22 protein-coding genes and 1 tRNA gene are annotated in these 20,190 nt (G+C 37.4%); 12 read left to right on the forward strand and 11 right to left on the reverse strand.

Going from position 1 to position 20,190, the window contains the following annotated elements; translation table 11 throughout:
• Nucleotides 1-133 precede the first annotated feature (133 nt).
• The 7 genes from D0T56_RS12465 to D0T56_RS12495 form a co-directional block, all read right to left on the reverse strand.
• Nucleotides 134-400 carry a hypothetical protein gene (locus D0T56_RS12465; protein WP_163320490.1) on the reverse strand — a complete coding sequence of 89 codons (267 nt, stop codon included), beginning with the start codon at nt 398-400 and terminating at the stop codon, nt 134-136.
• Between the two features lie 2 nt (nt 401-402).
• Nucleotides 403-1,050 carry a DUF3164 family protein gene (locus tag D0T56_RS12470; RefSeq protein WP_163320491.1) on the reverse strand — a complete coding sequence of 216 codons (648 nt, stop codon included), beginning with the start codon at nt 1,048-1,050 and terminating at the stop codon, nt 403-405.
• 2 nt (nt 1,051-1,052) lie between these two features.
• The gene (locus tag D0T56_RS12475; RefSeq protein WP_163320492.1) at nt 1,053-1,247 is read right to left on the reverse strand and encodes a hypothetical protein; all 195 of its coding nucleotides are present in this window, start codon (nt 1,245-1,247) and stop codon (nt 1,053-1,055) included.
• A 2-nt stretch (nt 1,248-1,249) separates the two neighbouring features.
• Nucleotides 1,250-1,444 (reverse strand): hypothetical protein, encoded by a 195-nt coding sequence (locus D0T56_RS12480; protein ID WP_163320493.1) that lies wholly within the window; start codon nt 1,442-1,444, stop codon nt 1,250-1,252.
• Nucleotides 1,441-1,668, reverse strand: coding sequence for a hypothetical protein (locus tag D0T56_RS12485; RefSeq protein WP_163320494.1), 228 nt, complete (start codon nt 1,666-1,668; stop codon nt 1,441-1,443). The genes D0T56_RS12480 and D0T56_RS12485 overlap by 4 nt, the downstream gene beginning before the upstream one ends.
• 184 nt (nt 1,669-1,852) lie before the next feature.
• Nucleotides 1,853-2,041 carry a hypothetical protein gene (locus D0T56_RS12490; RefSeq protein WP_163320495.1) on the reverse strand — a complete coding sequence of 63 codons (189 nt, stop codon included), beginning with the start codon at nt 2,039-2,041 and terminating at the stop codon, nt 1,853-1,855.
• A complete protein-coding gene (locus tag D0T56_RS12495) occupies nt 2,038-2,256 on the reverse strand; it encodes a hypothetical protein (RefSeq protein ID WP_163320496.1) in 219 nt (72 codons plus the stop codon). Before D0T56_RS12495 ends, D0T56_RS12490 begins: the two co-directional genes overlap by 4 nt.
• A 94-nt stretch (nt 2,257-2,350) precedes the next feature.
• Between D0T56_RS12495 and D0T56_RS12500 the strand changes: the two genes are divergently transcribed.
• From D0T56_RS12500 to D0T56_RS12545, 10 genes are all read left to right on the forward strand, one after another.
• Nucleotides 2,351-3,088, forward strand: coding sequence for a S24 family peptidase (locus D0T56_RS12500; RefSeq protein WP_163320497.1), 738 nt, complete (start codon nt 2,351-2,353; stop codon nt 3,086-3,088).
• A gap of 9 nt (nt 3,089-3,097) precedes the next feature.
• Nucleotides 3,098-3,466 carry a PH domain-containing protein gene (locus tag D0T56_RS12505; protein ID WP_163320498.1) on the forward strand — a complete coding sequence of 123 codons (369 nt, stop codon included), beginning with the start codon at nt 3,098-3,100 and terminating at the stop codon, nt 3,464-3,466.
• 279 nt (nt 3,467-3,745) lie between these two features.
• Nucleotides 3,746-3,982 (forward strand): hypothetical protein, encoded by a 237-nt coding sequence (locus D0T56_RS12510; protein ID WP_163320499.1) that lies wholly within the window; start codon nt 3,746-3,748, stop codon nt 3,980-3,982.
• A gap of 144 nt (nt 3,983-4,126) precedes the next feature.
• Entirely contained in the window at nt 4,127-4,360 is a 234-nt protein-coding gene (locus D0T56_RS12515; protein WP_163320500.1) for a hypothetical protein, read from the forward strand.
• Nucleotides 4,361-4,561: 201 nt separating this feature from the next.
• The gene (rimP, locus tag D0T56_RS12520; RefSeq protein ID WP_163320501.1) at nt 4,562-5,035 is read left to right on the forward strand and encodes a ribosome assembly cofactor RimP; all 474 of its coding nucleotides are present in this window, start codon (nt 4,562-4,564) and stop codon (nt 5,033-5,035) included.
• An 89-nt stretch (nt 5,036-5,124) separates the two neighbouring features.
• A complete protein-coding gene (gene nusA, locus D0T56_RS12525) occupies nt 5,125-6,378 on the forward strand; it encodes a transcription termination factor NusA (protein ID WP_163320502.1) in 1,254 nt (417 codons plus the stop codon).
• A gap of 101 nt (nt 6,379-6,479) precedes the next feature.
• Entirely contained in the window at nt 6,480-9,389 is a 2,910-nt protein-coding gene (gene infB, locus D0T56_RS12530) for a translation initiation factor IF-2 (protein WP_163320503.1), read from the forward strand.
• Between the two features lie 219 nt (nt 9,390-9,608).
• Entirely contained in the window at nt 9,609-10,193 is a 585-nt protein-coding gene (locus tag D0T56_RS12535; RefSeq protein ID WP_163320504.1) for an OmpH family outer membrane protein, read from the forward strand.
• Nucleotides 10,194-10,203: 10 nt separating this feature from the next.
• Nucleotides 10,204-11,040, forward strand: coding sequence for a glutamate racemase (gene murI, locus D0T56_RS12540; protein WP_163320505.1), 837 nt, complete (start codon nt 10,204-10,206; stop codon nt 11,038-11,040).
• A 118-nt stretch (nt 11,041-11,158) separates the two neighbouring features.
• Nucleotides 11,159-13,459, forward strand: a complete 2,301-nt coding sequence (locus D0T56_RS12545; protein WP_163320506.1) for a TonB-dependent receptor — start codon at nt 11,159-11,161, stop codon at nt 13,457-13,459.
• 264 nt (nt 13,460-13,723) lie between these two features.
• On the opposite strand, the gene D0T56_RS12550 is transcribed toward D0T56_RS12545, so the two are convergent.
• The 3 genes from D0T56_RS12550 to D0T56_RS12560 all read right to left on the reverse strand — a co-directional run bounded on the left by D0T56_RS12550 (nt 13,724) and on the right by D0T56_RS12560 (nt 16,705).
• A complete protein-coding gene (locus D0T56_RS12550; RefSeq protein WP_163320507.1) occupies nt 13,724-15,085 on the reverse strand; it encodes a site-specific integrase in 1,362 nt (453 codons plus the stop codon).
• 243 nt (nt 15,086-15,328) lie between these two features.
• Complete coding sequence (locus tag D0T56_RS12555) at nt 15,329-16,333, reverse strand: site-specific integrase (protein WP_255491171.1); 1,005 nt, start codon at nt 16,331-16,333, stop codon at nt 15,329-15,331.
• Nucleotides 16,334-16,631: 298 nt separating this feature from the next.
• Nucleotides 16,632-16,705, reverse strand: a tRNA-Asp gene (locus D0T56_RS12560).
• A gap of 298 nt (nt 16,706-17,003) precedes the next feature.
• On the opposite strand from D0T56_RS12560, the gene D0T56_RS12565 reads away from it, so the two are divergent.
• Nucleotides 17,004-18,218, forward strand: coding sequence for a site-specific integrase (locus D0T56_RS12565; protein WP_163320508.1), 1,215 nt, complete (start codon nt 17,004-17,006; stop codon nt 18,216-18,218).
• Nucleotides 18,219-18,300: 82 nt separating this feature from the next.
• Nucleotides 18,301-19,314, forward strand: a complete 1,014-nt coding sequence (locus D0T56_RS12570) for a hypothetical protein (RefSeq protein WP_163320509.1) — start codon at nt 18,301-18,303, stop codon at nt 19,312-19,314.
• A 110-nt stretch (nt 19,315-19,424) separates the two neighbouring features.
• On the opposite strand, the gene D0T56_RS12575 is transcribed toward D0T56_RS12570, so the two are convergent.
• Nucleotides 19,425-19,850: a DUF1810 domain-containing protein gene (locus tag D0T56_RS12575; RefSeq protein WP_163320510.1), complete on the reverse strand. Its 426-nt coding sequence runs from the start codon at nt 19,848-19,850 to the stop codon at nt 19,425-19,427.
• Nucleotides 19,851-20,190: the final 340 nt, after the last annotated feature.

Below are 20,190 nucleotides of genomic sequence, written 5' to 3' on the forward strand. Positions count from 1 at the left end.
CCTGTTTGTTTATCAATAAGCGTCCGGATGGGTGTATGTGAAATGCTTGTTTTTGCATATCTGGTTGTTTCTTCTTTTTTTCTTTCGAACCCTACCGGGGTAACGATCCCCGGTATGCTCCATGCTAGGGCAGTTAATCTATTTGTGTGAGTTGGATATTCGTATATGTAAGGCTTACACAGTTCATTTTCAGATTGTGAGGTACACAGGCAGACAACATTTCGTTTATTTCATCACTGTCATGTTCGTCTATTTTATCCACTTGAATCGTCCGTTCCTGATTGTCGATGTAGCTTTTCTTTGCCACTAACTCATTATACTCGGAATAGTCTAACTCAATTTCTTTTTCTATGGGTACTTCTGTCTCAATGACTGCATTAAATGATAGTTTAAACCTCATAATCAAAAACTTGATAGGTTAAGCGATATCAATTCCCACTTTTGCGATTGATCGCTACGCTTATATACTTCAATACGCATCTTGGAATCAACCGCCCGGAAAGATTCTTTAAACAGGCGTATGGCTTCTTTCCATCGTGGATCGTCAAACTCATTTTCGTGGCTGTATAGCGACTGGATGCGTGAATATTCCAAGTTCCCTTCTTTGTTGCGTTCAAGTAAAGCGGAAATAATGTTATACATCTTGATATCACGTTTTTTTACGAAGTCTTTCAGAAAATCACGGAGAAGGGATTCGGCTTTCTCGGCACGTTCATCCCAGTCACAAATGGTACTGTATTTATACACGATTTTCGATTTCCCATCATCCGTAACACGCTGAAAACCGCCTTTCGATGTCGACTTTATTTCGCCGTATTGGTTTAGCAGATTACGCATTTCTACTAGGCGATCAGTCGTTTCACTATGAAACAAGCGCATATCTTTATGCAATCGTATCGCATTGGCTACAATGGTCATTACCATGCTATTCACTTTTTGCTCATACACTTCCCGCTCCTTTTTCTTCCGGTCGGTTTCCTCTTTTTTCTTTTTTGCCAATAAGGCTTCCAGTTCTTCAGTGGATAACTGGTCTATTGTTTTTTCTGTCATAACTATTTATTCATTAAAATTTCCATAAACAACCTCTCTACATCGCTAGGTACGGATACTCCGTAACGACTAGGTATATAAATGATCTTTTGCTTTAACATCAACCCCAAAAAACGCCATTCAACTTTCAATCCTACCATCTTTTTCGGTTGATTATCTCCATTGCTGATAATCGGGCTTACTTTCTTCTTTATCATAATCAATTGGTTTTAATATATTTGTTAACTTCACTCTCTGTCAGGCTGTTTGGTCTGCCTGTATAGTGCTTCTTTTTCGTGTCGTACGGGATAAACATATATTTGTCCGAAGACATCCCGAAGTATGAAACATGCATCTCGGTTTGTCCATCCGAGTACACATAGATGCTTTCAATCTTCAATTGCGATGCTTTCATAGCTTGTATTTTTCAAATTCTGATTTACTCATTTTTCTCAAAGGTTTTTTATAAGTATGTTCAAACCAACCATAGCCTAGAGAATGTCTATTAGAACCACTCATACGCTCTGTTGTCCTTTCCATCATTACACTGTCATCACTTATCAAGATTACCACATATTGTATATCTGGCTTATCTTCACTTGCATACACTTGACCGATTTTTATATCTTCTCTTCTCATACCATTCCGATTTTAGATAATTGACTGCGTAATTTCTCTCTGATCTCATACCACTCGTCAACCTTTGCCCGGACATCGTCCGGCANTTTTCGTGTCGTACGGGATAAACATATATTTGTCCGAAGACATCCCGAAGTATGATACATGCATCTCGGTTTGTCCATCCGAGTACACATAGATGCTTTCAATTTTCAATTGCGATGCTTTCATAGCTGATTATTAGATTTTCAACTTGTTTTTCATTCATCCAGAATGATCCGTGTATATCTTTAAACCAAAACTTTTTACCTTCACGTCCACTGTATACTATAACTTTTGATGGTTGTCCTTTTAGACCATAATTTTTATTGTACTCTAATTCAATCGCTTTCATACCATTCCGATTTTAGATAATTGACTGCGCAATTTCTCTCTGATCTCATACCACTCGTCAACCTTTGCCCGGACATCGTCCGGCATTGTTCGTTCGCCATTCAGCATATAACTGACCATTCTTTTGGATAATACAATCCCATTTTTGGCAAGATACTTTGTTATCATAGGAGCATCGCCACGCCGTTTTTTCTCTGAATAATCTGTTTTCTCCATATTATTATTAATTTTGTTCATTGATTAAGAACAAAGATATAAACAAAATGTTTATGCTCAAAACAATTATATATCAAAAATAAACACATTGTTTATGAAATTAGATAAAAGGCAGATACTTAAAGAAATAAAAAAACACTATAATTTCAGTACTGACGCTGAATTTGCACGTTTTTTGGAGGTGAAACCACAAGTTTTATCAAATTGGTATGCCCGTAATACATTTGATTATGATATATTATACACAAAATGTGTTGACGTGAATCCGGGATGGTTTTTTTCAGGTGAAGGCGAGATGCTAAAAAACAATCCGATTACGCAGGCAAATGCAGAAATGGATACAATTGCGGATAATATTTCAGAGCCGGATTTGATTATACACAAATTAAAAACGGATTATTTCAATATAGACAAACAGGTTATCCCATTATATGAACTGGAAGCAACTGCCGGACTAAACAATCTATTTGCGAACCAAAATACACAAATTCCACTTGATTATATAAATGTACCCAATGCTCCTAAATGTGATGGTGCATTATCCATTCGAGGTGATTCGATGTATCCTTTGTTGAAAACAGGCGATATAGTGTGTTACAAGGTTATTCACGATTTAGGTAATATATATTATGGAGAAATGCACCTGATTGATATAGATATAGAAGGTGATCAGTTCCTATCAGTCAAATATGTAAAACAATCCAAACTCGGCGACAATTATGTATTATTGCTTAGTTACAACGAACATTATGCACCAAAAGATATATTAAAGTCGCAAATACGAGCCATCGCACTTGTAAAAATGACTATTCGTTACAATACAACATCTTAAAAAAATACAATGACATTTGAAGAACTGCAACAAACAAACTTGTACAAAGGGAAAGTTATATCAATGAACAAGAAATCTATTAAAATGATGCTTGATTCAATTTTTCCGGGGGAAGAAATATTAATAATAACAAATTGCAATGTAGGTAGTACTCCAGGCGTTATCACCCTTACAAGTAAGAGAGCCATATTTACATCTAAAGTCCTATTCAATTCAGTGAGACACGAGTTTGCGTTGAAAAATATAACATCAATAACTATGACCAGCTCACTAGCCAACACTCTTATTATAGATTCATTCAATCAAAAACTAACTATTACAGCCATTGATAAGAATGTTGCACAAGACTTTATATCGTTGTATAATATTACTATCTAAGCCTCAAAATGAAGTTGAATATTACACCCAAAACGTTAAAAGCTAACTGTTAGACATTTTTAACAATGTTACCACGGTAACATTTTGCGGTAACATTTTTGTTACTGGAGTGGTAACATTCGCCTTGTTTGTGGTAACATTTTCAGGCTCCTGGTCTTCGCTAGTCTGCGAAGATAGGTATTTCTCACTCTTTTTATCATATTCAGGCACAAATAGGCAATAATATACTCCGTTTTGCAATTATAATATATTTGCATATAAAATAATTCATTTGCAAATATGAAGGTATATATACTCATCTCTCAAAAGCCTTTCTCCGTCAAAACATATTCGTCTCTGGTTGCTTTGATGGAAGATAATGATCTGAACGAAATCGGTGCTAGCCGATCAACATTAGAGAAACATGACTTCAGGAAATTCAACTATATCAACAGTCGTCATATCATAGCCTTATCAGAACCGCAATCATCAGGCGATATCCGGCGAAAAAAGATGGCAAAACAGCACTCAATATAAAATAGAATACTATCTTTGTATTGGCGTGTTCTTTATAGGGGTTTTTAATCCCGTAGCTAACGGCGAAATGTTAAAGTTTCGCCGTTTGTCATTTTTAACATTGTTGCCACGGCAACAAATAGTGACAACAAAAGCGTTGCCAGTGTGGCAACATTAGTAGTTGGTTCGGTAACACTTCACAATAAAAAAGACCCACACATCGCAGGTCTTTCTTTGCACCGTTTCCAGTTTCATATTCATTCTATCTCGCTGTGCATGCAATCTTCGTCATTTTCGCATCCTACAACCTCATTCCTTCTCATTTCACAGCCATTTACACTGATAATTTCTGCACCCGATTATAGACGCTTACATCACATCGTTTTGCGTGACAGCTAATTACGTGTTACCACTCACCCAAATGCCGCCCCGCTTCGTTCTCAGCCCCTCAATACTCAGTTTTCGGACACAATAAAAAAATTAGAACATTTTATGTGTATATTATTTGGCAAAAAGATTGAAATACTGTATTTTTGCACACGATAAAAGAAGAAGGAGAGGAGGAGGCAGATGCTTCCTCCTTTTCGTTAAGTTAAGAATATGATTGATAAACAACAGATAAGTCAAATTGCTTCGGAGTATTTGCAGGAAACAAATTCCGACATGTTTTTGGTAGATGTTGTTGTCCGTCCCGGAAACATTATTGTGGTGGAATTGGACAGCGACGAAGGTGTAAGCATAGACGACTGTATAAAACTAAGCAAGAATATAGAATCTCACCTCGACAGGGATGCAGAAGATTTTGAGTTGGAAGTGGGATCGGCTGGTATAACAGCTCCATTCAAAATTCAGAGGCAATACCAGAAAAATGTAGGGAAAGAAGTTGAGGTTTTGACTAAAAACGGGCAGAAACTGTCGGGCGTACTAAAATCTTGTGACGATGACGGCTTTGTTGTGACCATAACGAAAATGGAGAAACCCGAAGGAGCCAAACGGAAAATTGCGGTGGAAGAAGATCAGTCATACAAATATGATGAAGTAAAATATACAAAATATCTAATAAGATTCAAGTAAGGTTGCAGACCTTTTTTATTGCTTTGGCTAGCAAAACATCCTTAGCATGTTTTTTAATTTTTTAAAATTTATCAGTTACTTAATATAATATGGCTAAAAAAGAAGTTATTAGTTTGATAGATACATTTTCGGAATTTAAGGAACTGAAAAGTATCGACAGATCGACAATGATAAGCGTTCTGGAAGACTCGTTTCGCAATGTAATTGCAAAGATGTTCGGAACAGATGAAAACTACGATGTGATCATAAATCCCGACAAAGGAGACTTGGAAATCTGGAGGAACCGCACGATTGTGGAAGATGAAAATCTTGAAGATCCAAATATAGAAATAACACTTTCGGAAGCAAAAAAGATAGATGAAGATTTTGAAGTGGGTGAAGAAGTTACGGACGAAGTATTCTTTGAAGACTTCGGTCGCCGTGCAATCCTTAACCTGCGCCAAACCCTGTCTTCTAAGATATTAGAACTTCAGAAAGACAGCCTTTACAATAAATACAAAGAAAAAGTAGGAGAAATTGTTTCCGGTGAAGTATACCAGATATGGAAAAAAGAAATCCTGCTTCTTGACGACGAAAAAGAAGAACTTCTTCTACCTAAAACAGAACAAATCCCCAGCGACTTTTTCCGCAAAGGAGAGCATGTAAGAGCAGTAGTTGCAAGGGTGGAAAACAAAAACAACAATCCGAAAATTATATTGTCGAGAACTTCGCCTGTTTTTCTGGAAAGACTGTTTGAATTGGAAGTTCCTGAAATAAATGACGGACTGATAACTATCAAAAACATAGCGCGCATACCCGGCGAACGTGCCAAGGTTGCAGTGGAATCGTACGACGACCGCATCGACCCCGTAGGAGCCTGCGTTGGGATGAAAGGTTCTCGTATACACGGCATCGTGAGGGAATTGCGCAATGAAAACATTGATATCATAAATTACACATCAAATATAAGTTTGTATATTCAACGTGCATTGAGTCCGGCGAAAATCACAAACACAAAACTAAACGAAGAAGAAAAACGCGCGGAAGTATTCCTTCGCCCCGAAGAAGTATCTCTGGCCATAGGTAAAGGAGGTTTGAACATCAAGCTAGCCGGGATGCTTACAGGCTATACTATTGATGTTTACAGAGATATTGACGACTTCGACGAAGAAGACATCTATTTGGATGAATTCCGTGACGAAATTGACGGATGGGTAATTGACCAGTTGAAGAGCCTGGGATGTGTTACAGCCAAAAACGTTTTGTCCGTAGACAGAGACAGGCTTATAAATGAAGCAGACCTGGAAGAAAACACAGTAGATGAAATACTGGCGATCTTCAGGGCTGAGTTTGAGGAGGAATAAGGAGTCGATTTGGTTTTTTTCCGATTTCTTAATACTTTTGTAAGTTTTGGTGGTGTAATACCTCGAAAGCGACTCATATTTTCACGATTTAAAAAATATATATGTCCATAAGATTAATAAAGATATCAAAAGATTTGAATGTAGGAATCAGTAGTTTAGCTGAATTTCTGCAAAATAAAGGGTTTGCTGTTGAAGTGAATCCAAACACTAAAATCGACGATGAACAATATGATTTGCTTCTTGCCGAATTTGGAAAAGATCAGAAATTCAAGCAAGAACTGAATAGAAATAAAGAACTAAAAAAAGAAAAGAAATCGGAAACAGTAGTCGCCATAGAAGGATATGAGGATAAAACTCCACCGCAAAAGCCTGTGGCAGAAGAAATAAAAACCGAAGTTCCGGAAGATTTCAAACCTCATATACAAATTGTAGATAAAATTGACCTCGACAATTTGAACAAACCATCAAAGCCTCAACCGTCAACGGAGGAAGTTGTTGAAGCCAAACCGGAACCTCAACCAACGACGCCTGAGGCTCCTGTAAAGGAAGAAATTAAAATAGAAGAACCTTCTGCGGTTGAACCAAAAGAAGAGGAACAACAACCTAAAGAAGTTAAAGAAGTTGTTGCGCCTGTTGTGGAAAAAACTCCTGAACCTGTTGAGGTTAAAGAAGAAAAAACGGCAGAATCGGAGCCGGAGCAAAAAGAAGGCAAAGAAGATGATGACGTTTTCCGTCTGAACAGTCCGACGATTAAGTCGAATATTGTGGTTAAAGGTACTATCGACCTGAGCGCCATTAATGACAAAACCCGTCCGGACAAAAAGACGAAGGCTGAAAAAAGAAAAGAACGTCTGGAAAAAGAACAAGCCGACCCCAAACGTCAGAAAGAGGCGGCAGTGAAAGTTCTGAAAAAAGAAACCGACGAAGAAGCAAAAAAATTACGGAAGCCGGGAGAAATTTCGGAAGATGAAAAAAAGAAAGCGAAACGTAACCGCATCAAGAAAGGCAAAATAGACATCGAAAGAGGTGTGCCCGTTGGCGGAGGACAGCAACAAAACAGACCAGGACAAAACCAAAATAGAAAACAACTGATAACCAAATCGCAAGTAAGCGAAGAGGATGTTCAAAAACAAATAAAAGAAACTTTAGCTCGCCTGACCAGTAAGGGAGGAAAAACTAAAGGTTCGAAACACCGCAGGGAAAAACGAGAGGCTATATCGCAACGCCAACAAGAAGAACTGCAATTGCAAGAACAAGAAAACAAGGTATTGAAAATTACCGAGTTTGTGACTGCAAACGATTTGGCAAACATGATGAATGTGCCTGTCGTTCAGGTTATATCAACATGTATGAGCATCGGAATTATGGTTTCTATTAACCAACGTCTCGATGCCGAAACAATAAATATTGTTGCCGAAGAATTCGGATACGAAACCGAATACGTGAGTGCCGAAGTAGTGGAAGCTATTGCGGAAGAAGAGGATTCGGAAGAGGATTTGGTGCCACGCGCCCCAATTGTTACTGTAATGGGACACGTTGACCACGGTAAAACTTCTCTGTTAGATAATATCCGCAAAACGAACGTGATAGCAGGTGAAGCCGGAGGTATCACGCAGCACATCGGTGCATATAACGTGAAACTGAAAGACGGTCGTCGTATAACGTTCCTCGACACGCCGGGTCACGAAGCGTTTACTGCCATGCGTGCCCGTGGTGCACAGGTGACGGATATCGCCATCATTATTGTAGCGGCAGACGATAACGTGATGCCTCAAACCGTAGAGGCGATAAATCACGCATCTGCAGCAGGCGTACCTATCGTATTTGCGATTAACAAAATTGATAAAGCGGGTGCAAACCCTGATAAAATAAAGGAAACTCTGGCCAGCATGAACTATCTTGTAGAAGAATGGGGTGGAAAATACCAATCGCAAGATATATCGGCAAAACAAGGCTTGGGTGTTGACGAATTGTTGGAAAAAGTTCTTCTCGAAGCCGAGATGTTGGATTTGAAAGCAAATCCGAACAAGAGAGCAACAGGTTCGGTCATAGAGTCTTCACTTGACAAGGGCCGTGGATATATCTCGACCGTTCTTGTGCAGAATGGAACCCTTAAACAAGGTGACGTTGTTTTGGCCGGAACGTATTTCGGACGTGTTAAGGCAATGTTCAACGAACGTAACCAACGCATAGAGGAAGCCCTCCCGGCTGCTCCGGCTCTTATACTAGGGTTGAACGGAGCACCTCAGGCAGGTGACATGTTCCACGTTTTAGAAACAGAACAGGAAGCTCGTGAAATAGCAACAAAAAGAGAGCAATTGCAACGTGAGCAAGGATTGCGTACTCAGAAAATACTTACGCTCGACGATATTGGTCGCCGTATTGCAATCGGCAACTTCCAGCAGTTGAATATTATTGTGAAAGGTGACGTTGACGGTTCGGTTGAAGCATTGTCCGACTCATTGATAAGATTGTCGACAGAAGAAATTCAGGTAAATGTAATCCACAAGGCTGTTGGGCAAATATCAGAATCGGATGTTATGCTTGCGGCTACATCAGATGCCATCATCATCGGATTCCAGGTGCGTCCATCTCAGGCAGCACGCAGAGAGGCTGAAAAAGAAGGTGTGGAAGTTCGCTTATACTCAATCATATACGATGCCATAGAAGAAGTAAAATCGGCTATAGAAGGTATGTTGTCGCCCGAAATCAAAGAAGAAATCACGGCTATGGTTGAAGTTCGTGAAGTATTCAAAATTACAAAAGTGGGTACAGTTGCCGGATGTATGGTAAAAGAAGGCAAAATCAAAAGGTCTAACAAAATACGCCTTATCCGCGACGGTATTGTTATCTACTCCGGAGATCTGGGTTCTCTGAAACGCTTCAAGGAAGATGTTAAAGAAGTGTCTTCCGGATACGAATGTGGTCTGAACATTCACAATTACAACGACATACAGATTGGCGACGTGGTTGAAGCATTTGAAGAAGTTGAAGTAAAAAAGACATTGTAATAAAAAATATTATCTTTACAGATAGTACATATATGACCAATACCGATTGATAGTTGTTACCACTTTTACCTTGAACATATCGGTGGCAACAGAAATGCCACCGATAAACACATAGCAACTATCAATTCAAGTGGAGGGCATTTTCTTATCAAAGCAAACAACATTCGCAGAAGCAAGGCAAACAAAAAGGTCTGCAACCTTTAAGCAAGATTGAATATTATGGTAAAGAGAGTTTTCTTATTGTCGATAATTTTTGTTTTATCCGTATTTTATTCAGTAGATATTTTTTCACAAACAATATCGGAAACTTTATCTGTTCAAAATCCGGTATCTTTTGCCGAAAAGATAGGATATATCAATTCGAAGGATATTCTGGATTCGATACCGGAAAAAGTGAAGGCTGCAAAGGTGATTGAAGACCTCAATCAGAGATATAAAGATGAGCTTGGCACGATGCAGGCTGATTATAACCGAAAATATTCTGATTTTATGACATATCAGAATTCAATGACCGAAAACATTAAGTTGCGCAGGATGCAGGAACTTTATGAGCTGGAGAAAAGTATCAGTCAGTTTATGCAAATAGCACAAGAAGACATTGAAAGTCAGGAACAACAACAAATAGAGCCACTTCGGCAGAAAGTGAAAGAAGCCATCAATCAGGTGGGATTGGAAAACGATTTCATTTGTATATTTGATTTGGCAAATCCGTCTGTCTCATTTGTGACCCCGAAAGCTGTAAATATAACACCGTTAGTGAAAAGAAAACTCGGAATAAAAATTTCGGGAGCAATCAAACACTAATTTAGCTGATATGTCAGGCTTAAATCCAGGACCAATAGGCGTTTTCGACTCAGGATACGGAGGTCTTACTATCCTCTCGGAGATAAAGAAAAAGCTACCTCAATACGATTATATCTATTTCGGAGACAACTCGCGTGCGCCTTATGGTTCACGGTCTTTTGATGTGGTTTATGAATTCACCAAAGAGGCGGTCGAAATCCTTTTCAGCAAAGGATGCAACCTTGTCATCCTAGCTTGTAATACAGCATCGGCAAAAGCCTTACGGACAATACAGCAAAACGATTTACCAAAAATCAATCCACAAAAAAGAGTATTGGGGGTTATCCGTCCTACGGTGGAAGTTATAGGGCAAATAACCCAAAGCAAACACATAGGCGTGGTAGGGACGGCCGGTACTATTCAGTCCGGATCTTATCCGATAGAAGTAAAAAAATTATACCCGGAGATTGAAGTAACAGGAGAACCCTGTCCGATGTGGGTTCCTTTGGTCGAGAATAATGAATTTGAAAGTGAAGGTGCGGATTATTTCATAAAGAAAAACCTGAATCAACTATTTTTGAAAGATCCCCTTATTGACTCGATAATTTTGGGTTGTACACATTATCCGCTCCTGCTGGATAAAATAAAGAAATATGCGCCTCAGGGTGTGAACGTTATACCTCAGGGTCATTATGTTGCAGAAAGCCTTGCCGACTACCTGCTGCGCCACCCCAAAATGGAGCAAAACTGCACCAAAGGCGGCAATACTGAGTACTACACCACCGAGGCTGCCGAAAAATTTAAAGAAAGTGCTTCTATCTTTCTGAACGAAGAGATAAATCCCAAACGTTATATTCTTGACAAGTAAATTCAACTGATAATTACTTCCCACTACCAAATCACTACATCTAGTGATTGACGCTGCAAATGTTTTAAGTTTTCTTTGTGAAAATTTTTAAAATAAGGTTGTAAATTTTAACTTCAATATGAAAAAAATCATTTTAAGTATATTCTTGTTATTATGCTTAAACGCAGCAAATGCAGATGAACGTACATCTAACGACACCATCTACACCGAGCTGAAAACCGATGTGGTGATACTATCCTCGACCAAGGAAACCAACAGCTTGAAATCGCTTCCTGCGGCAGTATCTGTTCTCTCTCAAAAGACATTGGAAGCCAGACAAATTACTTCGTTGAAAGATTTGAGTTCTGTTGTGCCTAACTTTTTCATTCCCGACTATGGTTCACGAATGACCGCGCCAATCTACATAAGAGGAATCGGCGCACGCACCGGAACCCAAACTGTGAGTCTTTATGTTGATAACATCCCTTATTTCAATACATGCGCTTTTGATGCCGAACTGTATGATATTCAGCGTGTAGAGGTGCTTCGAGGCACACAAAGTACGCTTTATGGGCGCAATTCGATGGGAGGAATCGTAAATATATACACTTACTCTCCCCTAACCTACGAAGGCAAAATTGCTTCTGTAAATGTAGGAAATCATGGATTATTTTCCGCTCAACTCTCACATCACAAGAAGGTTTCGGATAAATTCGGGTTCTCAACTTCCCTCTACTACAAAAAACGTGACGGATTTTTCAAAAATGCCAATACAGGAAAAGACGTAGACAACATGGAAAGCGCAGGCGGACGAATAAAACTGAACTGGCAGGCAACTCCCAATTTCTCTGCCGTATTGACATCCGGCTTCGATTTTAGCGATCAGGGTGCGTTCCCTTATATGGCAGCCGATAGCGCACACGTAAACTTCGATGGGAAAAGCTCCTACCTTCGCCGAACATGGACAAACGGACTGTCACTCAAATATACAACCAATAGTTTTGTAGTAAATTCAACAACAGGATATCAATACCTGAACGACAATATGTATCTGGATCAGGATTTTTCTCCGGCTCCTGTTTTCGGTATCAATCAACGTCAGAAGCAACATTCCTTCAGCGAAGAATTGACTATAAAATCGAATACAAAGTCAAATTACCAGTGGTCGTTCGGTGCTTTCGGGTTCTATGACAAACTGAATCTGACATCACCCGTATATATGTATAAGGAAGGTATTGACAGCCTCATTCATAAGAATATGAATAGTGTTGAAACGATGCCTCTGAAAGTGGAAATCACAAATGATAAATTGGATTTCAACAGTAAGTTCGAAACTCCGACGTACGGAATAGCTTTATTTCATCAGTCAACATACAGCAATCTTTTCAATGTAAAAGGTTTATCTGCCACCGTCGGTTTAAGGCTGGATTATGAAAAGACAGAATTGAACTATGATGCCAACACAAGTGTCGATTTTCAGATGACAATGAAGAAACCTCCTTATATGGTAGCTGTTCCGAATCTGAAAGCAGACACAGTGATAAGCGGTAAAACCAGTACTGACCAGTTGGAACTACTACCCAAATTTTTGATGAAATATGATATCAATGCCGACTCGTATATATATGCGTCCTCTTCACGAGGATACAAGGCTGGAGGTCATAATCACCAATTGTTTGCCGACATTATCCGTCAGGCAATGCAGGAAGCTATGATGAGTGTTTCGGGCAGGCCAAGCAGCACTGAAAGCATTCCTATTAAAGACCAGATTACGTTCAAACCCGAATATAGTTGGAATTACGAATTGGGTGGTCAGGCTTATTTTCTACAAAATGCCCTTTCTGTGAATCTTGCGCTTTATTACATCAATGTGAGCGATGTGCAGATAAGCAAATTTGCAAGCAACACCGGAGAAGGACGCATGACTGTGAACGCGGGAAAGGCTGAGAGTAAAGGTTTTGAGGTAGGGGTGAAAGCCCGTCCATGCAAGGGGTTTTATCTCTATGCGAATTATGGTTTTGCTGATGCTCGCTTTAAGGATTACAAAACCAATGATAAGTCAGGAAATGAGATCGACTATTCTGGCAATCACATTCCTTTTGCTCCACAGCAAACATTCAGCGTGGGAACAAGCATCAGCTACGACCTGAAAAGAAGCTCTATTATCGACCAAATATATCTTGACGCAAGTTATTCAGGAGCAGGACGCATCTATTGGACGGAAGCCAACGATAAGTCACAATCATTTTATGGAACCGTAAACGCACGATTGAGGCTGAAAAAGAAAGCATTTTCTCTCGAATTCTGGACGAAAAACCTGTTTGACAAAAAATATAATGCTTTCTATTTCGACTCTATGGAAGGAACTCCTTACGAAAACTCTTTCAGACAAAAAGGCAATCCTTTTCAGTTTGGAGCCAGCCTAAAGGTAAACCTGTAAGCCACATTTAGATTCATTTACACTAATGAATACATGCACACTCGTTGCCTGATAATCAGAGGCTTGAAACTCATATCAATCTAAACTCACATCAAGGGAACATCATATTTGATAGTATAGAAGGGTGACTCTGTCATTAAGTATATCAACAACAACCAGAACTTTTTTTCCGACCCGCAGGGCTTCGGGATTGATTAGTTTGCCTTGCAAGAGGCGTACTTCTCCTGCAACAAAAGGGCTGACTTGACGATCATTATTCTCATCTTATTCTACTTTATCCCATTTTCGTATCATGTAAGTTGATGGATTAACCGGGTTATTTTCTCTCTTTTTACGGATAAACATCGCTTTCTGTTTTTTACCGATACGTTTAATATTTCGATAGTCCGATTCATCTCTGTCGGTATCGAGCTGATAAGTATCGCCAATCTTATCTGTTAGTGCTGCCATATCCTTACTTATCTTTTCGTTGGTTATTTTGGCGTAAATTTGTGTCGTGGTTATGCAAGAATGGCCGAGCATCTGAGAGACGGTTTCAATCGGAACACCCTTTGATAAACAGACGGTTGTAGCAAACGAATGCCTGGCCATGTGTGAGGTAACCCGCTTGGTAATACCACATAATTTGGCGATACGTTGAAGGCATCGGTTCATACTATCGCCAAAAGTAGGAACAGGAAATATATAATTATTTTTGGCTACAAGACGATATTGTTCAATCAGTTGTTTAGCTACTGGAAGCAACTTTACATAGAAAGTGGCATTGGTTTTCTTGCGCTTGGCAATCAGCCATAATTCGCCATCGAAAGAAGTTTGAATATCATCGAAGGTTAGCTTCTTGACATCTGAGTATGCCAATCCGGTAAACGCCTGGAACACGAAAATATCCCGGACTTGCCGTTGCTTGTATCGGCGAAGTTCCACAGACATAAATCTTTTGAGCTCATCTTCTGTCAGATATCCTCTGTCACGGGTTTTGGCTTTGAACCGAAATCCGGCAAAGGGATTAACGTGTATATATCCTTTGCGTTGAGCTATCAGCATAATCTGCTTGAGTTTAGTTACGGCAGTAAGCAAGGTACTGCCAGCCAGCTTACGTTCTTCCAATAGATAAGCATAATAGTCTTCGATAAACTGGGACTCTATTTCCTTGATAGGAATATCGGAAAGGTTGTATCTATCCCGAAGGAACATCTCTACTCTCCTGCGATTGATAATAAGTTGTTCGTAAGAGCCTTCGGTGCGGTCTTTGCCAACACGCTTGGCATAGCTTTCGTAAAACTCGTCAGCGATAGAGAAAAAGGTGCGGTAATCATCACCAAAGCCCAGATAAGCGTTCTTGACTTTCTCGGCGGAGACAAAATTATCTTTGTCGCAGATATTTTGATACTGCTTGCCAATCTGAGTTTTGATATTGTCTAACTTCTGATTGATTTTCTGTGCTTCGAGGCTCTTGCCTGATGCTTTGTTTGCTTTTGTATCCCAAAGGGAGGGCTTGATGTTTAGCTTACAGCTAAACTGGGATACACTTCCATTGACAGTAATTCTGCCCATAACAGGAGCTTTGCCATCTTTCAGATTGTTCTTCTTGAGGTAGAACAGAACCTTAAATGTACTTCTTGCCATAACTCTAATTTTTTTGTTACAAATTTAGTTTACTTAGAGTTATCCGGCACTATGCAAAATTATGCAAACTATTGTATAAAAGCATATTAAAGTCAAGAATCAAAAACTCACTCAGGTAACGATTTAGTAACTGAACTCAACATCATCTTTGCTTTTTTATGCGTTTATTCCCAAAACACCAAAAAGAGCCGTTGTTATAATCCACTGATTAAGTTCTTGTTACCCTCTTTTACACCCTCTCTCCTAAATGTCTGCTGTTTCTTTCAAATACTCATTCATTTTTTGATTACTCATAACCGGAAGAACTTTATCATCCGGCAACTTTCCGGAATACTTATCTATAATTTGTTTTGGAACATCAAGCAAAGGAACGTTGTAATTAACACCTGTTTTCTCCCGTTTGCCCATAATCCATAATCCGTCATCAAAAGAAGTTCGGATGTTAGAGTTGCGTAAGTTCTTTACATCTATGTACGCAAGCCCAGTGAAGCAACTAAAAATAAATATATCACGTACCCGTTCCAAACGCTCAGAAGCGAATTTCTTTTGCATAATAATATCTATTTCCTGCTGTGTCAGGTAGCCACGATCTGTCTTCTTGAACCGAATCTTGAAATTGGCAAACGGGTCGATATGTATCCAACCGTTATTTTTCGCCATAATAATAATTGTACGGAATCGCTGCAAGAACTTTGCAGTGGTATTTTCCTTACAGCCACAGGAAGTCATTAGATAAATCTCAAAATTGTGGAGAAACATATGATTTACCTCTTTCAAAGAAATGTCCGATATATTATAATATTCTCTAATGAAGTCAGCCATGCGCTTATAAGCAACTTCATATTTTTGGAGCGTTTCTTTGGATTTGCTTATACCAACTAATTTAGCAACATCCTCGTTGTGGCGTTGGAAAAGTTCGAGTACAGTTTGGTGTTTTACTTCAATACCAAGAAAGATATTTTTAACTCTTTCGGCATTTACGTTGTTTTCCTTAGTTTGCAAATCGTGATATACATTATGAATACTTGTTCTTATAGCATTCAATAAGGAATTAACTTCAACTGCTTCATTAGACTTGCCGATAGCGATACCCGCTTTTGCATCCCAAATGGTAGGATTGACATTTACTTTAGTGTTAAATCGGCTTGGTTCTCCGTCGATGGTGATCTGGCACATGATAGGATAAGTGCCGTCAGCTCTTTTTTTGTCTTTCTTTACATAGAAAAGAATGCGAAATGTACTTTTCATAAACTCATTTTTTAATGTTACAAAATTACTGATAACTATCTAAAAATGAATTTTATGCGCTATTCCAAATCAGGACAACATCCTGCCAATTTCGGTCAAACTGTACCCCCTTCGCTTCGATTTACTGTACCCCCTTGCATTTTTTCGGAAAGGGGGTACAGTTTAGGTTAGCTGCTTTGTCTTTTTATGGCTTTTTTTTGTCTTTCGACCAAGACAGTATAAAAAGAAAAAGTCCCTCATATTCACTGAATATGAAGGACTTGTCTTACTGTTGGCGCCTCTTTTCTTAGGCTCCCAGCGGTATGGACGGGACTCGAACCCGCGACCCCCTGCGTGACAGGCAGGTATTCTAACCAACTGAACTACCACACCATTCTGTTTTTAAAGCATTTTCTCTCAAATGCAGTGCAAAGTTAATACTTAAATTTAATCTTGCAATAGATAAGATGAATTTTTTGCAATTATTTTCCATAAACCTTTATTTGATAGGCTATACAGGGGTTTTAAAGATGAAGAAAAAGAGGGTTTAAAGTAGGAATCAAGAGAAGATAGAAGAGAATTGGTAATAAAGTAGAGTTGATTAGTTGAACTGATGGAAGTAGCTTAAATAGAGGGTTTGAGAGGTTTTGTTTGAACCAATGTTTGAACCATGATTTAACAAAAATGAATCATGAGTGCAACAATTAATGTCGTGTGTTACAGAAACAAGAAATTAGCTAATGGAGATAGTCCTCTGATGTTGAGAGTTTGCAAAGACAGAAAAACGAAGTATAAAAGTATAGGTATATCAATCAATCCTATCTATTGGGATTTTGATAAAAATAGACCTAAGTCTAACTGTCCTAATAAAGACTACATTTTGAAAATTATTATTGATAAGGAAGCTGAATATCAGAAAAAGATATTAGAACTTAAGGCTGATGATAAGGAATTTACAGCATCGACTTTGTTAGCATCCAAAGAACAACATATTTTAAAGACAGTACATGAGTTCTATAATCAATTAATAACTGATTTTGAACAGTCTAATAGAATTGGTAATTCTAGGATATACAAAGATTCTTTGCGGTCATTGGAGACTTATTATAAAAAGGAGTTGGATATGCCATTTTCACATATTGATGTTGATTTCTTAAAAGGTTACGAAATGCATTTGAGAAAAAAAGGTTGTGCAGAAACAAGTATGAGTGTGTTTTTTAGAACGTTAAGAAGTGTCTATAATAAAGCTATTGAAGCGAAACACGCAAAGAAAACTAATTATCCGTTTGATGAATTTAAAATATCAAAGTTTTGTATAAAAACAGAAAAGAGGGCAATATCTAAAGATAATATTAAGCAAATAATGGTATTGGATTTATCCAAAGAATCTGATTACATACAATTTGCTAAGGATTTGTTCGTATTCAGTTATTTATGCAGTGGCATTAATTTTACGGATATGGCTAACCTCACAAGCAATAATATTATTGATGGAAGGTTGATTTACATAAGACAGAAAACGGGGAAAAAGATAAATATTCCATTATGTGATGAAGCTAGTATTATTATAGATAAATATATCAGTAAAAATTTATCTAGTAGCTATATATTTCCAATTCTAGATATTGATTTGCATAAGACTGAAACACAAAAGTATAATAGAAAAAAGAAAGTTTTATTAAAAGTCAACAGGTCTTTGAAAAAGATTGCAGAAATGACAGGAATAAAGGCGAATCTTAGTACATATACTTCTCGCCATAGCTACGCTACAATTTTGAAGAATTCAGGGGTTAATATAGCTTTGATTGGAGAGACTTTAGGACACTCAGACTTAAAGACTACTCAAATATATCTTGATAGCTTTGAAAACAGCCAAATTGATGAAGCAATGAAGAATTTGTTGTAGATTGCTAATAATGTCCTTCCTTGTCATTAGGAGGGATATTATATTTTTTGTTAATTTAGCTAATAAATTATTATAAAAAGATATGAAAATTACTTATTATTTCGGTGCAGGAGCAAGTGTTGGAGCCTTGCCTATTGTAAACCAGATACCCGATAGAATTAAGCAAATGATTGAATTACTAGAATCTGATAAATATAAATTATCTGATGAAAAGGAATATAAGGGATTGCCTTTAGGAATGACTAAATATCATTATCAACAAAAATTCATTGAAGATTTAAGATGGCTATTAGAAAAGTCAGCAAATCATGCAAGCATAGATACTTTTGCAAAAAAGCTATATATTAGACATGATTGGAATGATTTGAAAAAATTAAAAGTTGTTTTTTCTCTATTTCTTATATTTGAGCAAGTCAACAACAAGACTGATATTAGATACGATAGTTTTTTTGCTTCTATATTAACACGAAACAGTACATCATTTCCTCAGAATCTACGCATATTGAGTTGGAATTATGATTTTCAATTTGAAAAAGCATATATAGAATATACCTGTGATAATCGTCTTGAAGCTTGTCAACTCCAATTAAATATTGCTTCAAAATATGTGAATGATGATCCTGTTAAAAATAAATTTGGCATTACAAAGTTGAATGGAACAACTAGTATTCAACAAAGCCAATCTTATAATAGTATTAATTATTTCAGCATTATTCCATCTGAATTAACCCTTGATTTTTTAGATAGAATGATAAGTAATTATGCTAGTGTCATGTATCATCCTCATATGGATTCGGGATTATCTTTTGCATGGGAAGATGTTGGTGTTAAGGTGGTTAATATTATTGAGCATGCAAAGGATGAATCCTTTGACACAGACATTCTAATCGTAATAGGCTATTCTTTTCCATATTTTAATAGAGAAATTGATAGAGAGATTATTGGCAACATGAAAAATTTAAAAAAAGTATATTTTCAAGCACCTGATGCAAGTGTTTTGAAAGAAAGGTTTCTTTCCATAAGAACAGATATTCCTGATAATATGCTACAAGAAAGATATGATGTAGGGCAGTTCTTGCTTCCTAATGAATTATAAAACTATGAACCGCTTCTCACCGAAGCGATTTATTTTTTCGTCAAAATATGAAAATATTCAACAATGATGCTAGCAGATAAACAAGGAAGACTGTTCAGACCTTACCCTCTTTATATATTCTGTTGATTAACAATCCTTAAAGTCGCATTATCCTTTTCTCCTTTAAAATACATGTCTAAAACCTGATTAAAGACAAGATTGTCAGATGCCAAAGAAAATAAAGTCATAGAAGATTTTAATTTCATAGCATCCGTATAACCAAAAATATTATTAGCTGATTTATCTTTCAATTCTAAAATAATTAGACAACATTCTATCAATCTATTATTTAAAATAGAATTTTCCATATATGCTTTAGCTTCTTCTAAATTACTAATAGAATAAAATATTGCAGTTGTAGAATAGCCTAGACCTTTAATTTGAGGGAAAACAAACCACATCCAATGAGTTGTTTTACTTCCTCGTTTAAGTTCTTTGATTACTTGCTCATATATATTGTTCTGAGCATCTATAAAGCGTTGAAGATTATATTTCATAAAATATTTATTTAGAATTGACAGTCAGAGGTTCACAATACATTTTATTTACAACTTTATCTCGCATTGATGCCTTATTGTTAAAATTTCGAGATATGTTCCTTATAACATCACTATAGTTATCTGTACCATCATTTTTTTTATGATAGAATACTTTTATCGAAACACAATTATCATGTTCAAATAAAGTATTTAACAATGTTCTATCCGAATTTCCGCAAGAATGACCCAAAACAAAAATTTGATATTTATCCGACTCTATAAAATTTAGAGTTTTCTTATAATTAATTCAAGTTGCTATTTATAGTTTGTATAATTTATCGAATGTATATGCCCAGAT

Source organism: Dysgonomonas sp. 520, assembly GCF_010501095.1.
GTDB lineage: Bacteria > Bacteroidota > Bacteroidia > Bacteroidales > Dysgonomonadaceae > QVMP01.